Here is a 22,322-nt window from a genome sequence, read left to right on the forward strand (position 1 = left end):
CTTTGGTCCGATGTTTTCGGCACGCTGCAGTTAACTCCGGATGGCAATGTTAAGGCGAGCACAAGGCTTTTGCCGCATTGATCAACAAAACACCCCTTGCGCGCGCACGTCTCACCACCGCGTTTCCCACCGCAGGCTTTAGTGAAGGTAGCAGTGAAACTGTGATGTATGCGCGCAGCGCTATGGCACTAGAAGGCGTGTTTGATACCTACGCGCGCCAATATCTGTTTGTTGCTTGAGGAGAAGCCGGCCGCCCCCGCGATGTATGCGTCGTCCAGAACCGTTCCGGTCGATCCCCCGGTTGTCTGCTGATAGACCGCTTGCGCATACACATCTGTTCGCTTCGAGACGAAATAGTCAACCATCAAGCCGCCTTGGTGCCAGTTCCGTTTCACCTGCTGTGCATTGGCATCGAAAGTTCCCTTGGTGTACGTGTACATGGCGAGCGCCGATAGGGAAGGCGAGAACTGATAGGTTGCATTGACCTCGAAGTTGTCGAACTTGCCGGAGGTAAGGCCAACCGGCAGCCGTCCGAGATAGACTGATGCGGAAGGGCTATCAAGCGTAGTATGAGAATACACAAACCCTGCCTTCGCCTGGCCCAACGTATAGGACAAACCTGCGCCCCAAACACGTTGCCGGCTTGCTACAAAGTTGGTATCGTCAGTCGCCAACCCGCCGGCACTTGATGCTCCGGGATTGTTAGCTTGAAGGTACGCGGCGGCGGCTGAGAGACTTCCGCCTGAAAAACTTACTCCCGCGCTATATGCGCGATTGTTTGAAAAACCGCCCGCCTGGTTGCTGAACGCATAGGCACCGCCGAAGCGAAGGCCGCCATAATTATTGCTTGTGTATTTCGCCGCATTGTTCAACCGGAAAGAATTGTCAGTGTTGTCATTGTCGAATGGGTGGGAAAACGGCCACCCGGCATATCCACCATTCGCTGTAAGCGGCGCCAGATAGTCGACGACTGAATCGTACTGGCGGCCTAAAGTAACCGTCCCCAATTGATCGCTAGCCACGCCGACATAAGCTTGCCGTCCAAACATTCTTCCCGACTGAGCGGCCGCTCCAGAGTTCACATCGAACCCATTTTCCAGTGTGAAAAGTGCTTTGAGCCCAGCGCCCAAATCTTCTGAGCCTTTCAGGCCCCACCGGCTTCCGTACACATAGCCGCTTTGCATCTGCCACGCCTGATGCCCTCCGGCGTTATTGGTAAAACCAACACCCTCATCAATAACTCCGTATAACGTGACGCTGCTTTGAGCGAAGACTTTCGAGCCAGCACTAAGCGCCAGAAAACATACGAGTCCAAGCTTTTTCATGACGTCTCCAAACGTGTTGTTAATAGTGGTAGGACTGACAAAGATGCTGGCTGTACGGTGATTGGTTACCAAACGGTCCATCACCTGCTCTGCTGCACCAGGGCCCAAAACGCAGGCTACTTAACCGGCGTATCGTTTTGCATCACGGCGAGCTACGCCTTCGCGTTCCTCCGCTTCGTGCTCCCGCTCGATCACCGGGCGAGAAGGGGAAGGCATCGCCACCGGTAGTCATGGCCTAAGAAACAAGCGGTGCTAAGAGCCGTAGAGTCGATCGCCCGCTCTATACGTGGCCTCGCCCACTCTGAACCTGCTCTGCCACCTAAGCATCTTGCGCGGCGCATAAGTCTTTAACGCCAATGAACCAACGGCAGTCCCGCCACCGGAGACCTGAAATAGGGGATGCGCGTACCCTTCAGGCTGCCGATGTACACCGTCTTGAGATCGGCGCCCCCAAACGTAATGCTTGCCATCCAAGGCGCAATGGTTCCGTGCGCGTTGTGCATGTCTTGCGGTTGCAGCGTGCCAGATGCCATGCGCTTCAACAGCAACGCACTCGCCGTGTCGTTGCCGTCGTCCAAGAGGACCTTCTTCTCTCCATTGGGTGTCAACGCGATCAACTGATCTACCATGACCAAGGTGCACCACAAATTGCCGTAGACATCAAAGGCAATTCCGTCCGGCATTCCTCCGAGATGCGACGGTCCAAATATCTCACGGTCGACAAGACGAACTTCCGACGGGTCTGATTCGTCCAGGCGCATTCTCGAAATGTGAGGGCCCGTTGTTTCAACAACATAGAGCCATTGCTCGCTCGCATCGAGACGCAGCTCGTTGGTGAAATAGAGACCTTCCGCTACCACGCGTATCCGACTTCCCTCGACAACCGCGACATACCCATCGCTCACGCGTGAAGCAGCCGCTTTGGTCCACGGATTAGTCCGGGTGGATATAGTCACCCAGAGCCTGTTCTTTGAGTCGCGAAGCACGAAGTTCACCTTACCGATAGGCAGCCCATCGATCGTGTCATACAGCGTGCGAGTCTCGCCGCCTCTTGTCATGATCTCGAGGACGTCGGTGCCGAAGTTGGCGATCACAATGTCACCGTTGGCGGCGAACGCGAGTCCATTGGGAAGGGTGCCCTGCGTGAACTTCGCCTCCAGAGAAGCGCAATCAGGCGACTGCTGCATCGAGAACTGGGCGCTTTCGCGCTGGCCAATGAACTCCTGCGTGCCGTCGGCAGCGATACGGGTCACGCCACCACGGGCGTCGGCTGCCCAGAGCGTCCCGTCGCGTTCGGCCAAGATGCATTCGGGCCGCTGTAGGTCGCGACCGACATAGCCGATACTTTCGCGATCGACGGTGAACTCATCGATTGGATTTGTTGCGTTCATTATTCGGCTCACTTTCAGAGTTGACGCGCTGGACGTTAAACGCATGAAACCTGGTCCTGATGTTTATAGGACTAGTTCGGCCAAACGACCGGAGACTCCCGGTTGGTGGATGGGGCCACTCGGTCCCCACAGTCTGGCTCTAGCGCTTTTCTCGCGGAGTCGCGTCATAAGGACTGCTTACGTCACACGACGCGACGAAGGACGGCATCGCACGCTATTACCGGATGGTTATCAACATCGGTTCGCGGTTTCACTTCTTGCGGCTAGCTACGACGATCGGAGAAGACTTGTCCCCATGCCAACATGCACGTCACCGGAAGATCTGCGGAGACGTGCCGTTGATCGTATCGAGCAACTTATGCTCGAGGAGCATCCAAGTGCGCTTCCGCTACGCCAGCTCTTTAGGGGCACCAAGGGTACGTGCGATCCAGTGCGCCATGTAGTCTGTTGTGATGCTCACGTTGTCGACGCTGCAATGTTCGCTTCCGCCTTCGGCAATCGTGTGGACTTTTAGTTCTTTATTGGGGCTGTTGACTGCTTCGGCCACAACACGCTTCGCGGCATCAAGTGGCACCTGCCGGTCGTTCTCGCCATGCACGATCAGGATTGGGCAATGGATTCGATCGAGGATTCCGTTCAGTGTCATCCGGCTCGTGATCGCCAGCGCTTCTTCCTGGCTTTCGGTACCTGTGAGCCATAGCAGGTGATGCAGGATATTACGCACGGATTTGTGAGTCCCGTCGGCGACCAGCCCTCGACTCACCGCCCCGAAATCGTACATAGCGCCCCATGCGACGCCGCAGGCGAATCGAGGCTCGAATGCAACTGATCGCATCGCGTAGTAACCTCCGAGGCTAAGCGCCATCATCCCAATACGGTCCGGGTCGACGTCGGGTTGCGTCTGGAGCCAGTCGACGCAACGGGACGCGGCACGCTCCGTCTCAACCATGCCTTTCAGTTCGCGCATGCGCAGCGCCTCTCCAACACCCGGATGATCAACAATGAGGGTCGATACGCCGCGCTCCGCCAGCTCCTGAGGCAAACCGGTCAGGTAGATCCACTCCTTGTTCACGTCCAGACCGTCAAAATGGACCATACAGGGCTTCTTTTCGGCTGTTCCCTTGCCCCGGACGTAGAGTGCTGGAAGGGTCGCCCCATTCTCGTAGGGTATTTCGACCCGTTCGCACGGTTCGCGCCGCAATTCAACGTACTTCGAGAACGACCTGAGCATGATTCGATACAGCGCCGTCCGATCCGGATCGTCAGCGGACATCTGCCGTTCGGCGGCGAAGTAATAACCGGCGGCTCTGGCGTACTTTCCGCCGGCCGCTCGGAGATTCCCGTTGGCCACATCAGCCTCCGCGAGCCGTTCTACCCTCTCCGCTGCACTGCGCCATGCTTGGCAAAACGCTTCGTTCGCTTGTTCAGATCCTTCCGCCAGCGAACGCTTGACCGGGGACAGCGCGTCGTGCACCTCGGAGATCTCGCCGCCCGAGTTGAGGACCATGGTGGTGGCGAGATTCCATGAATAGACGTCGTCGAAATACTCAAACATTGTGAGCCTCCGTTTCGGGCTGTTGTTGCATGAACGGTGCGGCGTTACCGCGCCTACGAGTTTGTTTGACTATACGTATGTATAAGCTTCAACGTCAACGGCTTTCAAGTTGCGTCAGGGTTTTGGAGCATGCGTAGGATTGCCGAGCGCATTGTATGGAGAGGCCGACGCGCCTGAAAAGCGACGGCGCATTCAGTTAGGGTTGCGAGAACTGACCAGCAGCGCCGAACAAAAAACCGTTATCACCCGTTCGATAAACTCTGCCGCAGGAGCGGACGAAGATCATTGACCCTCATCTATGAACGGGCACCGTATTCCCACCCGCGCGGTTTCGCTCAGGCCGGCGGTAGTGGGGCACCTGAGCCCTCTCAGGATTCCCTCCGATCGGTTCAAGCTCCTGTTACCACAAGAGTGCGTGCCGCTCGGCAGTAGCCAGAAGTACCAACCTAAGCACTGATTTCTGCATAAACGGAAGTCGATCCGTGGCCGGCGTGCGGCGAACGAAGCTCGGACTCGACAACCGGCCGTAGGCTGTGCGCCCGCCAAAATTGCGACCATCGCGCCGACACTGCTCGCCGTCCGCTAAGCGCGGCGATACCCGGATTCACGAAAAGTATGATTTCATCTTTCGTCGGGTCTTGGCCAATTCGTCGCGGATCGATTGAGTGTCAATGTCGACTAGCCTTCCGTGCTCCTTGACCACTACGCCATCGACCACTACCGCATTTACGTCCGACGCCGCACACGTCCCTACCAGCAGGGATGCCGCCTCTTCAGCAGTAGCCGGTTCGAAGCCGCGATGCGAAACTGCAATCAGATCGGCCTTTTTCCCTACCTCCAGGGTGCCAATGCTGTCGGACATGAAGACGGCTGCCGCAGCCCGCGATGTAATGGATGCGACTGCATCCATTGTGGTCATCTCAAGTTGATCCTTGTTCGAAACGGGGGAGCCACGACTGATCACCTCGCTGATTGCCGCGCCGCGGGCCGCCATCAGACCTGCGCGTGCCTCCTCAAAAAGGTCACCGGACGAACCGATGACTGCATCGGCGCTTATGGCAGGCGTCAGTCCCGCCCGACGCATACGTGTCAGTGGAGGCACTCCCATCCCTAAGAAGAGCTCGGCCATTGGTGAAACAGCGACCTGAACTCCGCACTCACGTAACCTTGCGAACTCGTGGTCTGAAGATCCGGTACAGTGAATGAACTGCATATCGGGCCCAAGTAGGCCCCATTCGTCAAGCGAGCGTATTTCCCCATCAGTCGGTCCGCCCGCAACCGACGCAATATGCGCAGTGATCGGTACGCCCATGTCACGCGCGGTCCCTAGATCATGCTCAAAGCCACTTCGCCCGGATGCAAACGGCCCTTGCACAGCGAGTGCGAGGGACATACGCGTGCATTCGCCAAGTCGTTTTTGCACTTCCACGGCGTGCGACCAAGCTGTAACGGGCGTCTCTCCAGAGAACTCCTTCATCTTCTGGGCGATGGAGGGGCCATATGCAAACAGTGCTCGACCCGGGAGTCCAAGGTGAGCGTCGATGGCTCGTTCAGCATGCTCATCCGTATTGACAGCGTGGCAATAGTCCATCACCGTTGTGATGCCCATGTTGAGAGCATCGACGATCCCAGCACGTGTCGCCGAATAGATGTCGTCAGGCGTAATGTTCCCGCCGACGCCGGGCCAAAGCCCCTTCGCGAGGTCGCTGATCGTGTGGTCCATCGTCTCTGCACGCAATGCGGTGTACCACAGGTGCCGATGCGCGTCGATTAGCCCAGGCATCACGATGCAGCCTTCGGCGTTTATCACGGTCGCGCCATCCGACGGAATACACGTATCGATTGCCGAGATGCGTCCGCCCTCGATGAGAACGTCGAGTCGCCCGTCGTTGGGCCCTGAACTCATGCTGAGGACGAAACCTCCGCGTACAACAATCCTATCGGTCATGGTAAAACCTCACGAAAACTAAAACCGCCTCGAACGTGCGATGGATAGGTGGAACTGCGCCGCACGGCGAGACGCCCGCCGTATATGCAATGCGAACGTCGGTCGCTCGGTACAGGTGACGAGACTCTCCAAACGCGCGGTAACACTGAAGGGCAAGCTGGCGAATCCCCAACAGTCGTCTCTTACCTGGTAGCCATCATTTAACGCCCCAGCTCCTCAAGTAAGTCCCTTGCAGATCGATCGGCGGGTTCGGTGGCGAATAGTCCTGGCCCTCACGCGACAGGTTATGATTCGCGTCGATGACCCGATACCCGATGCCCTCGGGGACTATCGGCGACTTATTGAAGAACCGGTTCATCGTGTCGATCGCGGCCCATGCCATCCACTCCGAGCTTTGGCCGACGTCCGCCGTCACTGCCCCCTCGCGGATCATTTGTTGGGCTGGCGCGTAGCCTTCTCCAGCGACAACAATCATTGATCGTTGTCGACCCGCATCTGCGATTGCCTTCGCTAGTCCGAAAGTTGTCGCCACGCTGTCATACGAGAAGACTGCTGCGTTAGCGTCTGGGAACCTGATGAGAAGAGTTCTGAATTTTTGGTTCAAGACTCCGCCTGCGCCGCCATCTGTCGGACCCCACTCAACGGTCCCAACTACCTTGCAGTCGCTACACTTAGCGAATGCAGCGTCCTGCCCGGCAGCCTGATAGAAGCCCTGCAAACTACCGGTGTACTTGTCGCGGACGACTCGTGCGTGACCTTGCGTCGCGTCGATGACGTACGACGCTTGTGTGAATCCCGCTTGATAGAAAAAGTCGGCGGCCGTTTTGAAATCTTTGTTGAACTGCACATTAACGAATAATGATTCTGACGGGCCCCCTTGCGTCTTCGGGTCGTCACAATCAGCACCTTGCAGGTTAACAACCGGAATGCCCGCAGCCTTTGCCTCCTTCAGAGGTTGCGTTATCTGCGTACAGGCGATCCCGTGCACAACGATCGCGTCGGGCTTCAGGGCGATCGCTTGGCGCATTCCCGAGTTGTAACCGTCATTTACACCGAATGCACCGTCGATAATCTTGTACTTCCACGATATCCGCTTTGCGATTTTCTCCATTGCAACGGCCGGACCCGCGCAACCAACGGCCAACTGACCGCATGACAGAAAGATCACACTCTTGTTTGGCGGCAGCTTCGGTCCGTTGGCTGGAGGTGGATATTCGCTCGCCTCATAAAGCTGCGCGAGCGTTGGAATGCCGGGCGCATAAATATGTGCGGGATCAGCACCGGTTGTAGCAGCGAACGATGCCGTCGAAATGGCGGCAATCAGTGCTCCGTCTGCAATCCTTACTACTCGTGCAGCAGTGCTTCCGCGTCGATTAACTTTCACTTCCGTCTCCTGATTTTATGTTATCGCTTGATAAGCCCGACCTTCTCGCCGTGCGTTGGTCACGGCATAAAATTCGCTTCACTGCCTGCCAATACTCTGTTTTCTTGACGTCAAGCAGACGCGTCACGAGTGCGCGCGATAATCGTCGAGAGGGTAACAGCAGCGACCAAACATGCCCCGTTAAACACTGGCTGCACCCAGACGTCTGCGCCGAGGAGGGTCAATCCGCTTACGCTGGTGGCGACAAAGAAGATTCCGATCACCGTGCCCCACACGTTGTACTTTCCCGGCTTGATCATCGTCGCACCCAGAAACACCGCAGTCAGCGCCGGAAAGAGGAAGGCAGTCCCAACGGAGGGGTCACCTGCGCCCCCGCGCGATGTCTGCAGGGCGCCGCCAGCCCCCGCAAGCACCCCGGAGATTACGAATGCAAGCCATACTGTTCTGGTGGTGGAAATGCCAACCAAACGCGCTGCGCTTTCGTTAGAACCGATCGCTTCTAGTCTTCTCCCGAACGGCAATTGCGTGAGGAGGTACCAAACCGTTAATGCTATGACGACCAAGATAATGAATGGTCGCGGAAGGCCAATGAATGCCTCTGAGCTCCACTGCGCAAAGCGAGGCGGAATGCCAGCAGTGATTGGGCGTCCATCCGTGTACCAGGTAACAAGGCCAAGTAGAACGGAATACGTGCCAAGGGTAACGACGAAACCGTTTAGCCGGACCTTGGCCACCAGGAAACCGTTGACGAACCCGATGATCGCTCCCGCTGCAATCCCCACCAGAATAGCAGCCCAAATCGGGAAGTGAAAAGAACTGAGCGCTGAAGCAACGGCAATGTTCGATACCCCTGTTATTGCGCTCACTGATAGGTCAAAATACCTTGCTATCAGCGGCACGACCATTGCAAGAGCAACTAAAGCCGTGACAGACTGATTGCCGAGCAAGTTGTTAATATTGGCCGGGCTTCTGAAAACGGCGCCCGTGGTTTCGTTGAAAGAAAGAGCGACTACGACCAACAGCATTAGTAACGGAAGACCGAATTGCTCGAGTCGCCTCATGACCCCCTCCAAACTTTTTCGGCGCCGCAGGGCCGGCCCCTTATTGACTCCGATCACGCGATCCCCATCGTCATGAGACCGATGGACTCGTCCTTTTGCCACCCGCGTTCCTTCCATATTTCCCCCTTCACAAGCCGAGCGTTAGTTGAGCGACTTCATGCGGTGTGGTTTCGCTACCCTGCAGTTCGGCGAACACTCGTCCTTCACGAATCACCAAGATTCGGTCACACACTGCGGTCAGTTCCTCGAAATCCGAGGCAACCACGATGGCGGCTGAGCCGCCATCAGTTGCCGCCCGAATCAGTTTGTAGATTTCAGCTCTCGCTCCAATGTCAACGCCTTGCGTCGGTTCATCGAGCAGCATGAGTCGAGGTCGGAGGCGGAGCCACCTTGCCATTACTACCTTCTGTTGGTTTCCGCCCGATAGGGTCGAGAGGAGCGCCTTCCCATCATTCGCTTTGACGAGAAACTCCTTAATATCTTCACTAGCGTCCCGGTCTATCTGATCCTGCTTGATCCGCCCGCCGTTGAAGTATCGATGCAACGCCGGCATCGCGATATTGCTGGCTATTGTTTGGTCCATGAACGCCGCGTCGTTGACACGGTCCTCCGGGACATATATCACTCCCGCCTGAATGGCTGCAGAGGGCGATACTGGTCGATGGGCGCTTCCGTCCAAACGCATCTCACCTTCGCTGAGCGGAAGGTCGCCGAAAATCGATCGAAGAAGTTCCGTTCGACCGGAACCTAGTAGTCCAGCGACTCCGACTATTTCACCTTCGTGAACATCGAACGCGACACCTCTGAGGGGGCCGACCGCCAGGTCCTTCGCTTCGAATCGCACATTCGATCGACGATCCTGGGATGGCGCTCTAGCCGCTGATTGCACCTTGTCGCCAACTATCAGTTCGATCAGAAACTTCTCGCTGATTGCCGACGCGTCGTATGTGCCAACTAGCTTTCCGTCACGAAGTGCGGACACTCGGTCGGCAATTGCCAGGATCTCGTCCAACCGATGACTGACATAAAGGATGGCTTGACCCTGCGCCGCATATCGCTTCAGTTGAGCGAGGAGCGCCTCGACCTCGTGAGCGGGGAGGGAGGCAGTCGGTTCATCGAGGATCAGCAGCCCGCTGCTCGAGTCCGCTTGCCCTTGAAGCGCACGAGCGATTGCGACTTGCGTTCGAACAGCAGGCCCTAGTGATCTGAGCTCCGCGTCGGGAGCAGCATTGATCTCAAATTTGCGGATCAGTGATACCGAGCGCTTTTTGAGTGCGCGCCAATCGATCCCTTGAGACCAACCGCGCTCGTAGTGAGAACCCAGTGCCAGGTTCTCTGACACCGACATATCCAGGAATACCCCAAGATCTTGGTGAACAACGTGCACGTTGCCCTTCCTGGCAAGTGCCGGACTGGTCTCCTCCGCCCTTATCTCGAGATCGTCGATGCGCAAGCTTCCGCCGGGGTCTCCCTTGTAGACTCCGCTCAATATCTTAATAAGCGTGGACTTACCGGAGCCGTTGCCGCCGACGAGCGCATGAATCTCTCCCGCACGGATGTCGAGACTTACGTTATCAAGCGCGCGCGTTCCAGGGAACGTCTTCGACAACTCCGAGATTTGAACCCTGCTCCGCGGGCCCTTGTAAGCGGTTCGAAGCGCCGATCTGGCGTGCTGTATCGCAGTCATGTTTTGCGCCCCTTTAGCATGACGCCTTTCGACGGCTGTTGAAAAGTTCCGGATTCCGCGGTTCATAGAATGATCGCCGCCTCCTGCCAATGCGGGAATTGCGTCACGAGTGCGTTCACGTTTGGGTAAATTTCTATGACTAATACAGGCGCAGATCCTTGCGAAGGCTCGCGTTGATGCGTCCTGATTCCGGCAAGCACTGCACGCTCAATTACCGGAACGTCTCCTCTTGCAATTGACTATACGTATGTATAAGATTCGTTGTCAACGGCTTTCCGGACGAGTGCGGGTTTTGGAGCATAAAGGGGATACGATGGAGACAATGACTACTTCCGCAACCAACATGACCACCGAAGCCCGCCCACGTACCCCCCAACGCCGAGCGGAAAGTGAGGTAACCCGGCAGCGCATTCTGGATTGCGCTGAGCAGCTGTTCGCTGACAAAGGATTCCACGCAACTTCGATCAGGGATATCGCTAACCTCGTCGAATGCCAGTTTGCCCTTATCGGGTACCACTTCGGTACGAAGACTGAATTGCTGGATCACGTGCTTGCGCGACGCGCGAGCGTGTTGAACAACGATCGAATGGAGCGGCTAGAGGACCTGCGAGCGTCAAGCGGGGGACGACCGATAGCGCTGCGACAGCTCATTGAGAGCTTCGTGGCGACTATCATGGACCGAGCGGCGCATGAAGAGGAGGGATGGCGCAATTACACCCGACTGATCGCCGCCGTTTCTACTAACGCTGAATGGAGCGAGCTCACTGACAAGCACTTTAATACCGTGGCTCGTGAATATGTCGGCGAAATCCAGCGGAGCTTGCCTGAACTTTCCAGTAACAGCCTGCACCAGGCGTTCTTCTTCCTGCTTGGAGCGATGGTCACCGTCTGCGCGAGGCCTGACAGGATCGAAACCCTTTCGATGGGCCGCTTTGACTCCCGAAGGATCGGGTCGCTCACCGACAACCTGTGCCAATTTCTGGAGGGGGGGTTCATGGCCGTTGCTAGACGTGACGCTGCTTCAACTGCCCCGAAATCAGATTCTCGCAAGAGGGGCACGAAACGGACCTAGCGCGTCGCAACCCCCACTAGGTTCACGACGAGCGCTTCGGGCTGGTGACCTACCCTTCTCAGACCCAAGATGGTAAGTCTCGTTGCATGCTCCCGTCTTCGCGTCCGCTGAGATACAACCAAGGCTAGCATGACATACGACGCCGACATTGCGATGATCCTGCTGAACCGGCTTGCTGCGGACACTGATTCGACAATCGATCGGTGTCTAGCGGTATTGCGCGAGGGCGACCTGGAATTCAGCTTTAGCCGGTTTAGCCGGATCGCCGGTGGTCGCAGCGACGGGTCGGAAGCGGAATTCATTCGATTCTCAGATGGTTCGCGTGCGCTAAGGATGCTCCCGCTGGCGACAGGAGACGAGTGCACACGGTGGGTGTCCTGTCCGCCGCTGACGAAACTACCACTAGGCCGGACGTCTGACGAGGGGCAGACGCAATGAAGCAGGGAGTGGTTGATACGCCGCACGCAGTCGACTTCCATCCTAGGCGACCGGTGCTGTTGTCTGACCTCGCGTCCGACGCGCATATCTCCGTCTCATTCTCTCTTTCAGGCTGGTTGCCAGACGCGCGGAGCGTCATCACAGCGATCCGACACTTCGTCTGGCGTTGAGCGACAAGGCGCACGAAACTGCGACAACAGCCCGAGTGGGTGACTGATGTAATCAGGAGCGGGACCGACAAGCAAAACTGGGCCGCGTGTAATGACGTTGATAAACCATCGAGGATGAATCGAATGCAAGCTAGAACGGTCGCGGTGATTGGTTCAGGCCGTATCGGCCGGGCGTGGGCCATCGTGTTTGCCAGAAGCGGCGCCCAAGTCAGGATCCACGATGCTGCACCTGACATGCTGGCCGGTGCGCTCCCCGCCATTTGTGAGAGCGTGGCCGATCTGGCGTCGTTCGGGCTGATCGACGAATCGGTGGATTCAATCGTCGCGCGAATCAGGGCCTGCGATACCCTCGCCGAGGCCGTCGCGGATGCGGACCTCGTGCAGGAGAACATCGCCGAGCTGGTCCAGGCAAAGCACGCTCTCTTCGCAGAGCTCGACGCCCTCACCAAGCCCGACGCGTTACTCGCGAGTTCGACTTCGGGCCTGCCAGTATCGACTTTCACCGAAGGACTTCTTGGCCGCTCCCGCTGTCTCGTGGCGCATCCTGTGAATCCCCCGTCGCTGGTCCCGCTTGTAGAGCTGTGCGGTGCGCCCTGGACGCTTGACGAAACGTTGCAGCGTGCCCGCGCGGTATACGAGGAAGCGGGACAAAAGCCTGTGGTCGTCAATCGCGAGATTTCGGGCTTCTTGCTCAACCGCCTGCAAGGCGCCGTGCTTGACGAAGCCTTAAGCCTTTACGAACACGGCTATGCAAGCGCCGCCGATCTTGATACGGTGATGCGCGACGGCCTTGCGATGCGATGGTCGTTTATGGGACCGTTCGAAACGATCGACCTGAACGCGCCCGGCGGAGTCGCCGATTACGCGTCGCGTTACGGCGCGACGTACCGCACGATCTCGGTGACGCGCGTGCCGTTTGACTGGAACGCCGAAACGCTAAGCAAAGTCGATGCCGAGCGCCGCGAGGTGCTGGCACGCGATCTCATCGAAGAACGCAGCCGCTGGCGCGACCGTCGGCTGATGGCATTGTTGGCGCATAGACGTGCGTTGGATGCAATAAGTCGGAACGGCGGTGACTCAACTGCGTAGTGGCGCGCCCTCTTAGCCACTGAACTGGACGTTAGACGCGTCGCCAGAAAAGCGCTTGCGCGCATTTGTACGGTGCATTTGGGGCATGGCACCGACGTGGCGCCGGGACCCGCGCGAACGGATGCGTTCACTTGAACGCATCTCACCACGCGCACTTACGCCGCAGTTCTCTCGGGCCTTTGCCGGTCCAGCGCTTTAGCGCGCGCCGAAAGTTCGCGGCATCGCTAAAGCCGAGCAGCGTCGCCACGTCGTCGGTGCTCATTTTCGTAGCCTTCAGATATTCGAGCGCGAGCGAGCTGCGCGCGTCATCGACGATTGTGAGGAACGACGTGCCTTCGCTTTCCAGGCGCCGGCGCAGAGTTCTCGTCGTTATGTTCAGCCTCCGCGCTACAGCTTCCATCCCAGCGAAGTTGCTAGGCGTACTCATCAGTATCTGATAGACCTCCCCCGCAACCCCCGACGACGTTTTCGCCTGCCCGATCAACCGATCGCACGTATCACGCAATAGGGTGGCCGTGAGCTTGTGCGCAAGTTGCGGCTTGCGCTCGAGAATGGCGCTGTCGTAGATCAGTTCACATTCCGGCTGATCGAAAAAGCATTGGCATTCCAGATACTTGAAGTACAAGTCAGCATGGGCGGGGGCAGGGTACGAGAAGCACGCCTTGACTGGCGGGCAGCGGCTTCCGGCTACGTCCTGTAGATGGGTGACATGCTGCATGTACTGCTGTTCGATCATGAACTCGCGCAGCTCGCGCGACGGGCTGGAAACAAACAAATCGGGGAACGTCCATACAACCTTATCTGGATATTCGACCCATCGAATCGCCACCGTAGGCGTCGCCAGACGGTGGTACCTCACGCCAAGCTCGAAGTATTCGCGCAGCGAGAGGCACGACATCAGCGCGTATCCGTACATGCCGTAAGCGGAGAGATGCAGCCGCATGCCGACTTTAAACGGTGTATCCGGCTCGCCCGAAAACGAAACTGCGTTCCTACATACCGTCGCATATTGCGCGATCGATGCCAGCACTCCGGCATCGTAAATCTGGTCGGCATGCAAGTTGGTCCCGCGCAATATGTCGACGGGCGGAACGCCTTGCTCTGATAGCACCTCCACAAGCGCGGCGATCTTGTACGGCGCGTAGATGCGCTCGTTGTACGGCGGTCGCGTAGTTATCACGGCATCTCCGTTCTGCTCTTGCGGAATTTCCGGTTGTCCTCGGCGGACTTCCGCGCGTCCGAAACGGACCTTTCCCGCTTGATGCTATCCAACTAACATCGCCTTTACAAGATGCCGCGCGCAATGAATGCCGGGGCTCGAAAGATAGAGATAGGAGGGACGCCTAATGAACAGCAAACGCCGCAAGGTCATCATTACGTGCGCGGTCACAGGCGCGACGCACGTGCCGTCGATGTCCGAGCATCTGCCACTCACTCCGTCTGATATTTGCACGCAGGCCATTGAAGCGGCCAAAGCCGGCGCGGCCATCATCCATCTTCACGCGCGCGATCCGAAGGACGGACGCCCCACGCCAAACCCCGACGTGTTTCGCCAGTTCGTCCCGCAGATCGCGGCGGTGACCGATTCGGTGATTAACATCACGACGGGCGGCAGCACGCGCATGACGCTCAGCGAACGTCTGGCGTATCCGCTACTGGCGGCGCCGGAAATGTGCTCGCTCAACATGGGTTCGATGAACTTCTCGATTCATCCGCTTGCGTCGAAGATTACATCGTGGCGCTATGACTGGGAGAAGGACTACGTTGAAGGCATGGAGGATATGATCTTCCGAAACACCTTCAAGGATATCAAGCACATCATGCTGGAACTCGGGGGAAGGGGCACACGCTTCGAATTCGAGTGCTATGACCTTGGGCATCTATACAGCCTTGCGCATTTCGTTGATGAAGGGCTCGTAAAGCCGCCGTTCTTTATTCAGTCGGTTTTCGGAATACTCGGAGGCATGGGCGCAGACCCCGAGAACATGACCGTCATGCGCTCGACGGCTGACCGGCTCTTTGGGCGCGAAAACTACCAGTTCTCCGTGCTCGGCGCAGGGCGTCACCAAATGTCGCTCGTGACGATGGGCGCGATTATGGGCGGCAACGTGCGCGTGGGACTGGAGGACAGCGTGTATATCGCGAAGGGCGTAAAGGCGGAGTCGAACGCGCAGCAGGTGCGCAAGATCCGGCGCATCCTTGAAGACCTGTCGTTCGAAATCGCGACGCCCGACGATGCGCGGGAGATGCTCGGTTTGAAGGGCCGGGACAAGGTCTCGCCATGAGCTAACACTGACACCGAGCAGACCTAAGCACGATAGCCGAGGCCGGCGGTCGACGTCAGCGGTCGTCCACTGATGAACGTACGAACAAAAAGGAGTCGAGACGATGCGGTTACAGGGAAAAGTTGCGATTATCACAGGAGCAGGACAAGGCATCGGCGCGGCGACAGCTATGAAGTTCGCCCGCGAAGGCGCCATAGTCGCCGCGTGCGATGTCAACCGAGATGCCGTCACTAGCGTCGCTGATGCCTGCCGCGAAGCGGGCGGGCAGGCAAGTGGGTTCAGCCTGGACATGGCGGATCGGGCGAGCGTTGACGAGATGGTGGCGACGGTGCGCGAGCGGTACGGACGGATTGACGTGCTCGTCACAACGCCGGGATCACGCGCGATGCGCGCCTGCAGAAGATGACTCTCGAGCAGTTCGATGCGGTCATCGATGTTAACCTGCGCGCCGTATTCCACGCGTCGCAGGCGGTGGCGGACTACATGGTCGCGCAACATTCTGGCGTCATCCTGAATGCGAGTTCGGTTGTCGGCATCTACGGCAACTTCGGCCAGACCAATTACGCCGCCGCGAAGTTCGGTGTGATCGGATTCACAAAGACGTGGAGCCGCGAACTAGGTCCAAAGGGCGTTCGCGTGAACGCAGTTGCCCCGGGTTTTGTCGACACGCCGATCCTCGCCACGGTTCCAGAAGAGGTGCTCGCAAAGATGCGCGCCCAGGTACCACTGGGACGCCTCGGCAAGCCGGAGGAAATTGCAAATGTCTACGCATTTCTAGCGAGCGACGAAGCGGCTTACATCAACGGCGCGGTCATTGAAGCTTCGGGCGGCATGACGCTCTGACATCCGCTATGAGCGTATAGACATGTAACAGCCGCGTCGAAAGTGCGCGCGGTCACTGCAAGGCGGTGAGCAACAAAGGTCATTTGTCGGCAACGCGTCGATTCGACGATTTCCAGGTCTTTGCCTGCTCTCAACGTCCGAAAGTCGTCAAGCTAACCAATGGAACGCAACAAGCGCTGATGCTGGTAAACGACACGGCGTGCAACGCTCGCGGTCTCTCAGGTTCTGACAGCGATCTCGCATGTCAGAATCTTCGGGCCGGCTCAACCGCCGGCCCTTTTTTCACATGTAGGGATGGCTGCTCGGGTAGTGCTTACAGTCCCCTCGGCTTCTCGTTCGTAGCAAGCGCATGGTATTGGCGTTGCAACAGGACGCCCGTCCACTTACCCCTGTCCGCGGTTCCGTCAGTTTGACCTCCTTATCATGCATCAACATGCCGGTCACCTTGTGTTGCGAAGCTCGTTGTCTTTATGAGCCGGTCACAAAGCGATTTGACTGCTGATCATGCCAGGCGTTGGCACCTTCGGAGTCGTTGTCAAGCCGCCTTGCCGTGATTAGCGCGTTCTTGCTCACTCCGGACGCGCGAAAGGGCTTCTCGCAATGTGCAACGTCCCTGGGATTTCGTCGAAATGGATCTTGCGAGTGTTGGAATCCCGTACCGCATTACGACAAGGCCAACGCTACCCGCTTGATTTCAAAGACGATTATACGTCTTATGTCTTATATAAGACTCGTTTAAAAACTCGTCCGGCACCGGTACTATTGGTCATGTTGTCAACTCCGCTTAGCGCACAACTAAATCATTTCGTCGACACTCAACTTAGGAGCTTCACATGCCGCAGTACCAAGACGACATCAAGGCAGTTGCTGGCTTAAAAGAGATCCACGGCAGCGCGTGGGATGCAATCAATCCTGAGTACGCAGCTCGCATGCGCGCTCAGAATAGGTTTAAGACGGGCATTGACATCGCCAAGTACACGGCCAAGATCATGCGCGCCGACATGGCTGCGTACGACGCCGACTCCTCGAAGTACACTCAGTCGCTGGGCTGCTGGCACGGCTTCATCGGTCAGCAGAAGATGATCTCGATCAAAAAGCATTTCGATAGCACCGAGCGACGCTACCTCTATCTGTCGGGCTGGATGGTTGCGGCGCTGCGCTCCGAGTTTGGCCCGCTACCTGACCAGTCGATGCACGAAAAGACCTCCGTCAGCGGTCTGATCCGCGAGCTGTACACATTCCTCCGTCAAGCTGACGCGCGCGAACTCGGAGGCCTCTTCCGTCAGCTCGACGCTGCTGAAGGCGCCGCGAAGACCGCAATTCAAAAGAAGATCGACAACCACGTCACGCACGTCGTGCCTATCATTGCCGACATCGACGCTGGCTTCGGCAACGCCGAAGCGACGTACCTGCTGGCCAAGCAGTTCATCGAGGCGGGCGCGTGTTGCATCCAGATCGAGAACCAGGTGTCCGACGAAAAGCAATGCGGTCACCAGGATGGCAAGGTCACCGTGCCACACGAAGACTTCTTGGCTAAGATCCGCGCCATTCGCTACGCATTTCTTGAACTGGGCGTGGACGACGGCGTCATCGTTGCGCGCACCGACTCGCTGGGTGCTGGCCTGACGAAGCAGATTGCTGTGACTAACGCCCCGGGCGACCTTGGCGACCAATACAACTCGTTCCTTGATTGCGAAGAATTGTCGGCCGACCAACTGGGCAACGGTGACGTAATCATCAAGCGCGACGGCAAGCTGCTGCGTCCGAAGCGCCTTCCGAGCAACCTGTTCCAGTTCCGCCCAGGCACGGGCGAAGCGCGCTGTGTACTGGATTGCGTCACCGCGCTGCAGAACGGCGCCGATCTGCTGTGGATTGAAACCGAAAAGCCGCACATCGCCCAGATCGGCGGCATGGTCAGCGAGATCCGCAAGATTATTCCGAATGCGAAGCTGGTGTACAACAATAGCCCGTCGTTCAACTGGACCCTCAACTTCCGCCAGCAGGCGTATGACGCAATGAAGGCGGCGGGCAAGGACGTGTCGAAATACGACCGCGCACAGCTGATGAGCGCTGAGTACGACCAGACCGAACTTGCGACGCTTGCTGACGAGAAGATCCGGACGTTCCAAGCCGATGCGTCGCGCGAAGCAGGCATCTTCCACCACCTCATTACGCTGCCGACATACCACACTGCCGCATTGTCGACCGACAACCTGGCCAAGGAATACTTTGGCGACCAAGGGATGCTCGGCTACGTGGCCGGCGTGCAGCGTAAGGAAATCCGAGAAGGCATCGCCTGCGTGAAGCACCAGAACATGTCGGGCTCGGACATCGGTGATGACCACAAAGAGTATTTCAGCGGCGAAGCGGCGTTGAAAGCGGCAGGCAAAGACAACACCATGAATCAGTTCTGAAAGTCTTGGGCGCCCGATAGAAACGCCGACCTATATGGGTCGGCGTTTCGTCTATTCGGCACCGAGATTGACGTTGGAGAGGCCTGCGCACTTGTATCCGGAGGGTGCCAAACGAAGCGAAGCGGCGGACGAGCGCCGCGTAAGGGCAGTCGGGCCAGAACCTGCGCTAATGCTTGGACGACGCCTCGGCGGAGAGCGCAGCCGTTTCGGGCAAGGGGCCGTCGGCGGCGGGCGATCGCGGGCCAACACGAATCATTAGACAAGACGTCGTACTGACGCACATACTCGCAGCCTCCCGAGGCGGAGTATGATCACGGAACAATTGGAACCGGTGATTGATATGGGAACCCAGCTCGATCCATATGTCCACGAGCACGATACCGCCGAAGAATCGGAAGCGTTTGACCGAGCGCTACGCGAGCGGGTCGCGCGTGCCCGCAGCAGCACCAAGCCGAGAGTGCCGCACGACAAGGTGATGGACGAGGCACGCGCGATCATTGAAGCCGAGCAGGAGAAGCACCGCCGTTGACTCCACTACAGATCGTCTGGGCCGACGAAGCACGCGAAGTCTTCCTCGGCTACATACGGTACATCGCCGAGCGCAGCCCGGCAGCGGCGCTCAGGCTGTTTGACGCCGTCGAGAATTCCCTCCGTCCCGTTTCCTATTTTCCGCTTTCCGGGACACCCGGGCGCGTTCCCGGCACCTACGAAATCGTCTCCCACCCGAACTACATCGCGATCTATCAGGTCTCCGACGGCTGTATCGAAGTCGTGGACTTTACTCACGCCCGAAAGCTGTACCCTCCGACCGCGGATTGAGTCCGCCGTTTTGGAACTTCCGGGGCGTCCGCCGCATGGCAGCAGTTCGTCTGCGGCCGAGCCGCCGAATTGCCGATGCGTCCTTTGTGAAATCGCCCGCCCGAACTGCAAATCGGCGCCCTCTCGCTGTATTCAATGGTGATAATTCGTATTATCACCATTGCGGTAACTGGGTGAAGGAGGGGTAGGGCGTCTACGTCGGGACCAGGCGGGCGTCCTTACGACGAAAAAGTGCGTCCGCCAAGATGCCGCAGACCTTCGCTAAGAGCGGGGCGCCGGACACCCGCAATGACTTCGCGGCGCTGCGTGCCTTCGTTGTGTACTGGCTGCGGCGACAATGATGCGCCTGTGATCTCTCGAGGACGACGACCGTGGCAACGAGGCGACGCCCCCGGTGAGTCGAGTCCTTCCTGTGACCGTCCGCGTCTCACCGTTAGTCGTCGACGACGAACTAGCGCACTCGATCGTCAATAGCAGCGATGCTTAGAACGCCATCCGCTTTCAGTGGCGCCTGACATACGCGCCTACCCCGCTTCGCGCTCCCCGACGGGGGCTATGGGAAAAGGATCGCGGCAATGTCCCGCGCGCTGTTTATAACGTGGATTACGTCGATGCGCTCAGGGTATCCGGTGACCCGATAGAAGATTTGGTAGCTACCGTGGACCCGTTGCCGGACACCGCGATCCTCATAGCGCGGCACCAGCGGGTAGGCGCGTGGCATGTCTGCCAGGCTCATGCACTTGTCACGCAGTTCGCGAACGAAGCTCAAGGCGCGCTGCGGATTGTCGCGGGCGATGTAATCGCCGATCGCTTCTAGTTCCGCCTCGGCGTCAGGCAGGATGCGGACGATCATGCGTTTCGATTGGCCATCGCCTTATACTTTGCTTCGAGCCGGTCGAATACTTCATCGGCGGGCTTGCCTCGGCCCGCGTCTGAATCAGCAATTCCGCGTTCGATGACGGTGTCCAAAGCGGCTAACTGTGTCTCCCGGTCCTGAATGAGTCGCACCCCCTCGCGCAACACTTCGCTTTTTGAGCCATAGCGGCCCGTCTCGACGAGCTTTGTAATGTATCCCTCGAGCTGCTGTCCCAAGTCCGCGCTAATCATGGTTTCGGTCCTCCGGTCGACATCGCGATATTATACCGCTTATCAACTATTATCAAGCGCAATGCCGGAATGGAGTCATCCGTGATTGTTTCACGGGAAACCGATCAGCGTCACAAGCATAAGTATGCGCCTCGATATGTTGCCGCTAAGTTCAAATGTCGGGGTTGCTGCTAAGTAGAGATGTCGGGTTTCGAATAGATGCTTTGCTTGCTTGCCTTGAGGTTGTGGGGTTGGGGCGGCGCAGCCGGCCCCCGTTTCCTGATTGTTTTTGCGCTGACTTCGAGAATCGCTTCGTTCAGGTCTGCGATGCTCAGCGCGCGTTGCTTCTTCAGTCCTTCAAGCGCCTTCTTGGCGCGAACCTGTTCGCCGCGATGCGTGCGTGACGGTGCATCGCACGACCGACGATCGTCTCGTTTAGCTTGCATCAACCGTGCAGCTTCGAGTGCGTGCGCCAAGCGCTTGTTGTCGACTTCCGCACCCTGATCAATTCTCGCAATACGGTCGTAAGTGCCGCAAGAAAGCACCTCGCCGCCAGCCTGAACCTCGACGCAGCCACTCGGATACTCGACCACCTCGACTTGCTGGTGAATCAATAGGCGATTGGCAGGCGTGTCTTCCAGCAGATACATTACGCGGTCGTATTGCACCGTCAGCGCGTGTGTGACCTTACGCCAGACGCGATGCGCCAGCAGTTGCGTCAAATCGTCGTCGGCGCGCAGCGGCCGATGGGCATCGTGGTTGCTGCGTGGCGGCTTGCCGAAGCGTTGATTGAAATCAGCAATGAAGCAGGGCGCATAAGCGTTGGCCGCTTCCCAGGTGCTGATCCCGCGCAAGCGCAATTCCTTGACCAGCCGGTCCTGCAAGGTCAAATTGGCGCGCTCAACGCGCCCCTTGGCCTGACTCGTATTCGCGCAGAACGCGTCGATGTTCAGTTCGTACAAGGCCCGCCCGAACTGCGTCACGCCCTTGCCAGCGGTCTGTGAGCGGTTCTTGACGTAGAAGACGCTGGCCTTGTCGCTATAGAACGCGATTGGCTTGCCATGTGCGTGCAGATACTTCGATAGCGCCTCGAAATAGCTGAAGGTCGACTCGGTCGCAGTAAAGTGCAGCGTCATCAGCCGGCCCGTCGCATCGTCGATGAATACCAGCAGCGTGCACGCCGGCGCACGATCCTCGAACCAGCGGTGATCGCTGCCATCAATCTGGATCAACTCGCCAAGACACGCGCGGCGGTTGCGCGGCTGGTGAATCCGCGGCGGGCGCTGTTTGCGAGGCACCCAAAGGCCCGCCGCGGTCATCAGGGAGCGGATCGTCTCGACGGCCAGTTCGATGCCGTGGCATTCCCGTAACTTCTCGCACGCCAGCGTCGGGCCGAAGTCCGTATAACGCTCGCGGATCAAGGTGATCGCGCGCTGCGCCACACCATGAGGCAGCCGATGATTACTCGCGCGCCCGCGCTTACCCGATACTAGACCGCGTGCGCCGTCAGCGCCATAGCGCAGCACCAGCCGCTCGACCTGCCGCACACTCAAGTCCAGCCGTTCGGCGGCACGCCCTGGCTTGAGCCGGTGCTCGGCAACGGCCTGAATCACCTTGAGACGGTCCAGTTCGCGCATCGACATCGTGATGGTCCCAGTCGTGTTCATGGTCCGCGCTCCAGAAACGCTTGGCCACGAACCTACGGCAAAATGCGACATCTCTACTTAGCAGAAACACGACATCTGAACTTGGGAC

The 22,322-nt window shown here is 58.1% G+C and carries 17 protein-coding genes and 1 pseudogene; 7 read left to right on the top strand and 11 right to left on the bottom strand.

The window, feature by feature from the left end:
* Positions 1 to 188: 188 nt before the first annotated feature.
* The 7 genes from NCR37_RS23275 to NCR37_RS23305 form a co-directional block, all read right to left on the bottom strand.
* Positions 189 to 1,325, bottom strand: coding sequence for a porin (locus tag NCR37_RS23275; protein ID WP_250475160.1), 1,137 nt, complete (start codon positions 1,323 to 1,325; stop codon positions 189 to 191).
* 347 nt (positions 1,326 to 1,672) lie between these two features.
* Positions 1,673 to 2,716: an SMP-30/gluconolactonase/LRE family protein gene (locus tag NCR37_RS23280; RefSeq protein ID WP_250475161.1), complete on the bottom strand. Its 1,044-nt coding sequence runs from the start codon at positions 2,714 to 2,716 to the stop codon at positions 1,673 to 1,675.
* Positions 2,717 to 3,104: 388 nt separating this feature from the next.
* A complete protein-coding gene (locus NCR37_RS23285) occupies positions 3,105 to 4,271 on the bottom strand; it encodes an alpha/beta hydrolase family protein (RefSeq protein WP_250475162.1) in 1,167 nt (388 codons plus the stop codon).
* A gap of 604 nt (positions 4,272 to 4,875) precedes the next feature.
* Positions 4,876 to 6,219, bottom strand: coding sequence for an amidohydrolase family protein (locus tag NCR37_RS23290; protein WP_250475163.1), 1,344 nt, complete (start codon positions 6,217 to 6,219; stop codon positions 4,876 to 4,878).
* Between the two features lie 196 nt (positions 6,220 to 6,415).
* On the bottom strand, positions 6,416 to 7,603 hold the full coding sequence (locus NCR37_RS23295) for a sugar ABC transporter substrate-binding protein (protein ID WP_250475164.1): 1,188 nt from the start codon (positions 7,601 to 7,603) through the stop codon (positions 6,416 to 6,418).
* A gap of 110 nt (positions 7,604 to 7,713) precedes the next feature.
* Entirely contained in the window at positions 7,714 to 8,664 is a 951-nt protein-coding gene (locus NCR37_RS23300) for an ABC transporter permease (protein WP_250475165.1), read from the bottom strand.
* A 127-nt stretch (positions 8,665 to 8,791) separates the two neighbouring features.
* Entirely contained in the window at positions 8,792 to 10,273 is a 1,482-nt protein-coding gene (locus tag NCR37_RS23305) for a sugar ABC transporter ATP-binding protein (protein ID WP_250475166.1), read from the bottom strand.
* 400 nt (positions 10,274 to 10,673) lie between these two features.
* On the opposite strand from NCR37_RS23305, the gene NCR37_RS23310 reads away from it, so the two are divergent.
* Positions 10,674 to 11,423: a TetR/AcrR family transcriptional regulator gene (locus tag NCR37_RS23310; RefSeq protein WP_250475167.1), complete on the top strand. Its 750-nt coding sequence runs from the start codon at positions 10,674 to 10,676 to the stop codon at positions 11,421 to 11,423.
* Positions 11,424 to 12,154: 731 nt separating this feature from the next.
* Positions 12,155 to 13,120, top strand: a complete 966-nt coding sequence (locus NCR37_RS23315; protein WP_250475168.1) for a 3-hydroxyacyl-CoA dehydrogenase — start codon at positions 12,155 to 12,157, stop codon at positions 13,118 to 13,120.
* Positions 13,121 to 13,262: 142 nt separating this feature from the next.
* On the opposite strand, the gene NCR37_RS23320 is transcribed toward NCR37_RS23315, so the two are convergent.
* Positions 13,263 to 14,300 (bottom strand): AraC family transcriptional regulator, encoded by a 1,038-nt coding sequence (locus tag NCR37_RS23320; RefSeq protein WP_250475169.1) that lies wholly within the window; start codon positions 14,298 to 14,300, stop codon positions 13,263 to 13,265.
* Between the two features lie 166 nt (positions 14,301 to 14,466).
* Here NCR37_RS23320 and kce point away from each other — a divergent pair, with 166 nt between their 5' ends.
* The 5 genes and pseudogenes from kce to NCR37_RS23345 all read left to right on the top strand — a co-directional run bounded on the left by kce (position 14,467) and on the right by NCR37_RS23345 (position 19,481).
* Positions 14,467 to 15,405: a 3,5-dioxohexanoate:acetyl-CoA acetone transferase gene (gene kce / locus NCR37_RS23325; protein ID WP_250475170.1), complete on the top strand. Its 939-nt coding sequence runs from the start codon at positions 14,467 to 14,469 to the stop codon at positions 15,403 to 15,405.
* 103 nt (positions 15,406 to 15,508) lie between these two features.
* Positions 15,509 to 16,248 (top strand): annotated as a pseudogene (locus NCR37_RS23330) (beta-ketoacyl-ACP reductase).
* Between the two features lie 833 nt (positions 16,249 to 17,081).
* Entirely contained in the window at positions 17,082 to 18,662 is a 1,581-nt protein-coding gene (locus NCR37_RS23335) for an isocitrate lyase (protein WP_250475171.1), read from the top strand.
* A gap of 307 nt (positions 18,663 to 18,969) precedes the next feature.
* Complete coding sequence (relB, locus tag NCR37_RS23340; protein WP_250475172.1) at positions 18,970 to 19,191, top strand: type II toxin-antitoxin system RelB family antitoxin; 222 nt, start codon at positions 18,970 to 18,972, stop codon at positions 19,189 to 19,191.
* Complete coding sequence (locus NCR37_RS23345) at positions 19,188 to 19,481, top strand: type II toxin-antitoxin system RelE/ParE family toxin (protein ID WP_250475173.1); 294 nt, start codon at positions 19,188 to 19,190, stop codon at positions 19,479 to 19,481. The genes relB and NCR37_RS23345 overlap by 4 nt, the downstream gene beginning before the upstream one ends.
* 553 nt (positions 19,482 to 20,034) lie before the next feature.
* Here NCR37_RS23345 and NCR37_RS23350 read toward each other — a convergent pair.
* From NCR37_RS23350 to NCR37_RS23360, 3 genes are all read right to left on the bottom strand, one after another.
* Complete coding sequence (locus NCR37_RS23350) at positions 20,035 to 20,334, bottom strand: type II toxin-antitoxin system RelE/ParE family toxin (protein ID WP_250475174.1); 300 nt, start codon at positions 20,332 to 20,334, stop codon at positions 20,035 to 20,037.
* Positions 20,331 to 20,588: a type II toxin-antitoxin system ParD family antitoxin gene (locus NCR37_RS23355; RefSeq protein WP_250475175.1), complete on the bottom strand. Its 258-nt coding sequence runs from the start codon at positions 20,586 to 20,588 to the stop codon at positions 20,331 to 20,333. Before NCR37_RS23355 ends, NCR37_RS23350 begins: the two co-directional genes overlap by 4 nt.
* 170 nt (positions 20,589 to 20,758) lie before the next feature.
* Positions 20,759 to 22,234, bottom strand: coding sequence for an ISNCY family transposase (locus tag NCR37_RS23360; RefSeq protein WP_502800577.1), 1,476 nt, complete (start codon positions 22,232 to 22,234; stop codon positions 20,759 to 20,761).
* Positions 22,235 to 22,322 lie beyond the last annotated feature (88 nt).

Origin of the sequence: Caballeronia sp. GAFFF1 (assembly GCF_023630705.1) — a bacterium.
Taxonomy (GTDB): Bacteria; Pseudomonadota; Gammaproteobacteria; order Burkholderiales; family Burkholderiaceae; genus Caballeronia.

Excerpts from the sequence above, each read along its gene's own strand:
- NCR37_RS23290 (WP_250475163.1), bottom strand. The coding sequence starts at position 6,219 with ATGACCGATAGGATTGTTGTACGCGGAGGTTTCGTCCTCAGCATGAGT.
- NCR37_RS23350 (WP_250475174.1), bottom strand. The coding sequence starts at position 20,334 with ATGATCGTCCGCATCCTGCCTGACGCCGAGGCGGAACTAGAAGCGATC.
- NCR37_RS23275 (WP_250475160.1), bottom strand. The coding sequence starts at position 1,325 with ATGAAAAAGCTTGGACTCGTATGTTTTCTGGCGCTTAGTGCTGGCTCG.
- NCR37_RS23310 (WP_250475167.1), top strand. The coding sequence starts at position 10,674 with ATGACTACTTCCGCAACCAACATGACCACCGAAGCCCGCCCACGTACC.
- NCR37_RS23300 (WP_250475165.1), bottom strand. The coding sequence starts at position 8,664 with ATGAGGCGACTCGAGCAATTCGGTCTTCCGTTACTAATGCTGTTGGTC.
- NCR37_RS23280 (WP_250475161.1), bottom strand. The coding sequence starts at position 2,716 with ATGAACGCAACAAATCCAATCGATGAGTTCACCGTCGATCGCGAAAGT.
- relB (WP_250475172.1), top strand. The coding sequence starts at position 18,970 with ATGATCACGGAACAATTGGAACCGGTGATTGATATGGGAACCCAGCTC.
- NCR37_RS23315 (WP_250475168.1), top strand. The coding sequence starts at position 12,155 with ATGCAAGCTAGAACGGTCGCGGTGATTGGTTCAGGCCGTATCGGCCGG.
- NCR37_RS23335 (WP_250475171.1), top strand. The coding sequence starts at position 17,082 with ATGCCGCAGTACCAAGACGACATCAAGGCAGTTGCTGGCTTAAAAGAG.
- NCR37_RS23355 (WP_250475175.1), bottom strand. The coding sequence starts at position 20,588 with ATGATTAGCGCGGACTTGGGACAGCAGCTCGAGGGATACATTACAAAG.
- NCR37_RS23360 (WP_502800577.1), bottom strand. The coding sequence starts at position 22,234 with ATGAACACGACTGGGACCATCACGATGTCGATGCGCGAACTGGACCGT.
- NCR37_RS23285 (WP_250475162.1), bottom strand. The coding sequence starts at position 4,271 with ATGTTTGAGTATTTCGACGACGTCTATTCATGGAATCTCGCCACCACC.
- kce (WP_250475170.1), top strand. The coding sequence starts at position 14,467 with ATGAACAGCAAACGCCGCAAGGTCATCATTACGTGCGCGGTCACAGGC.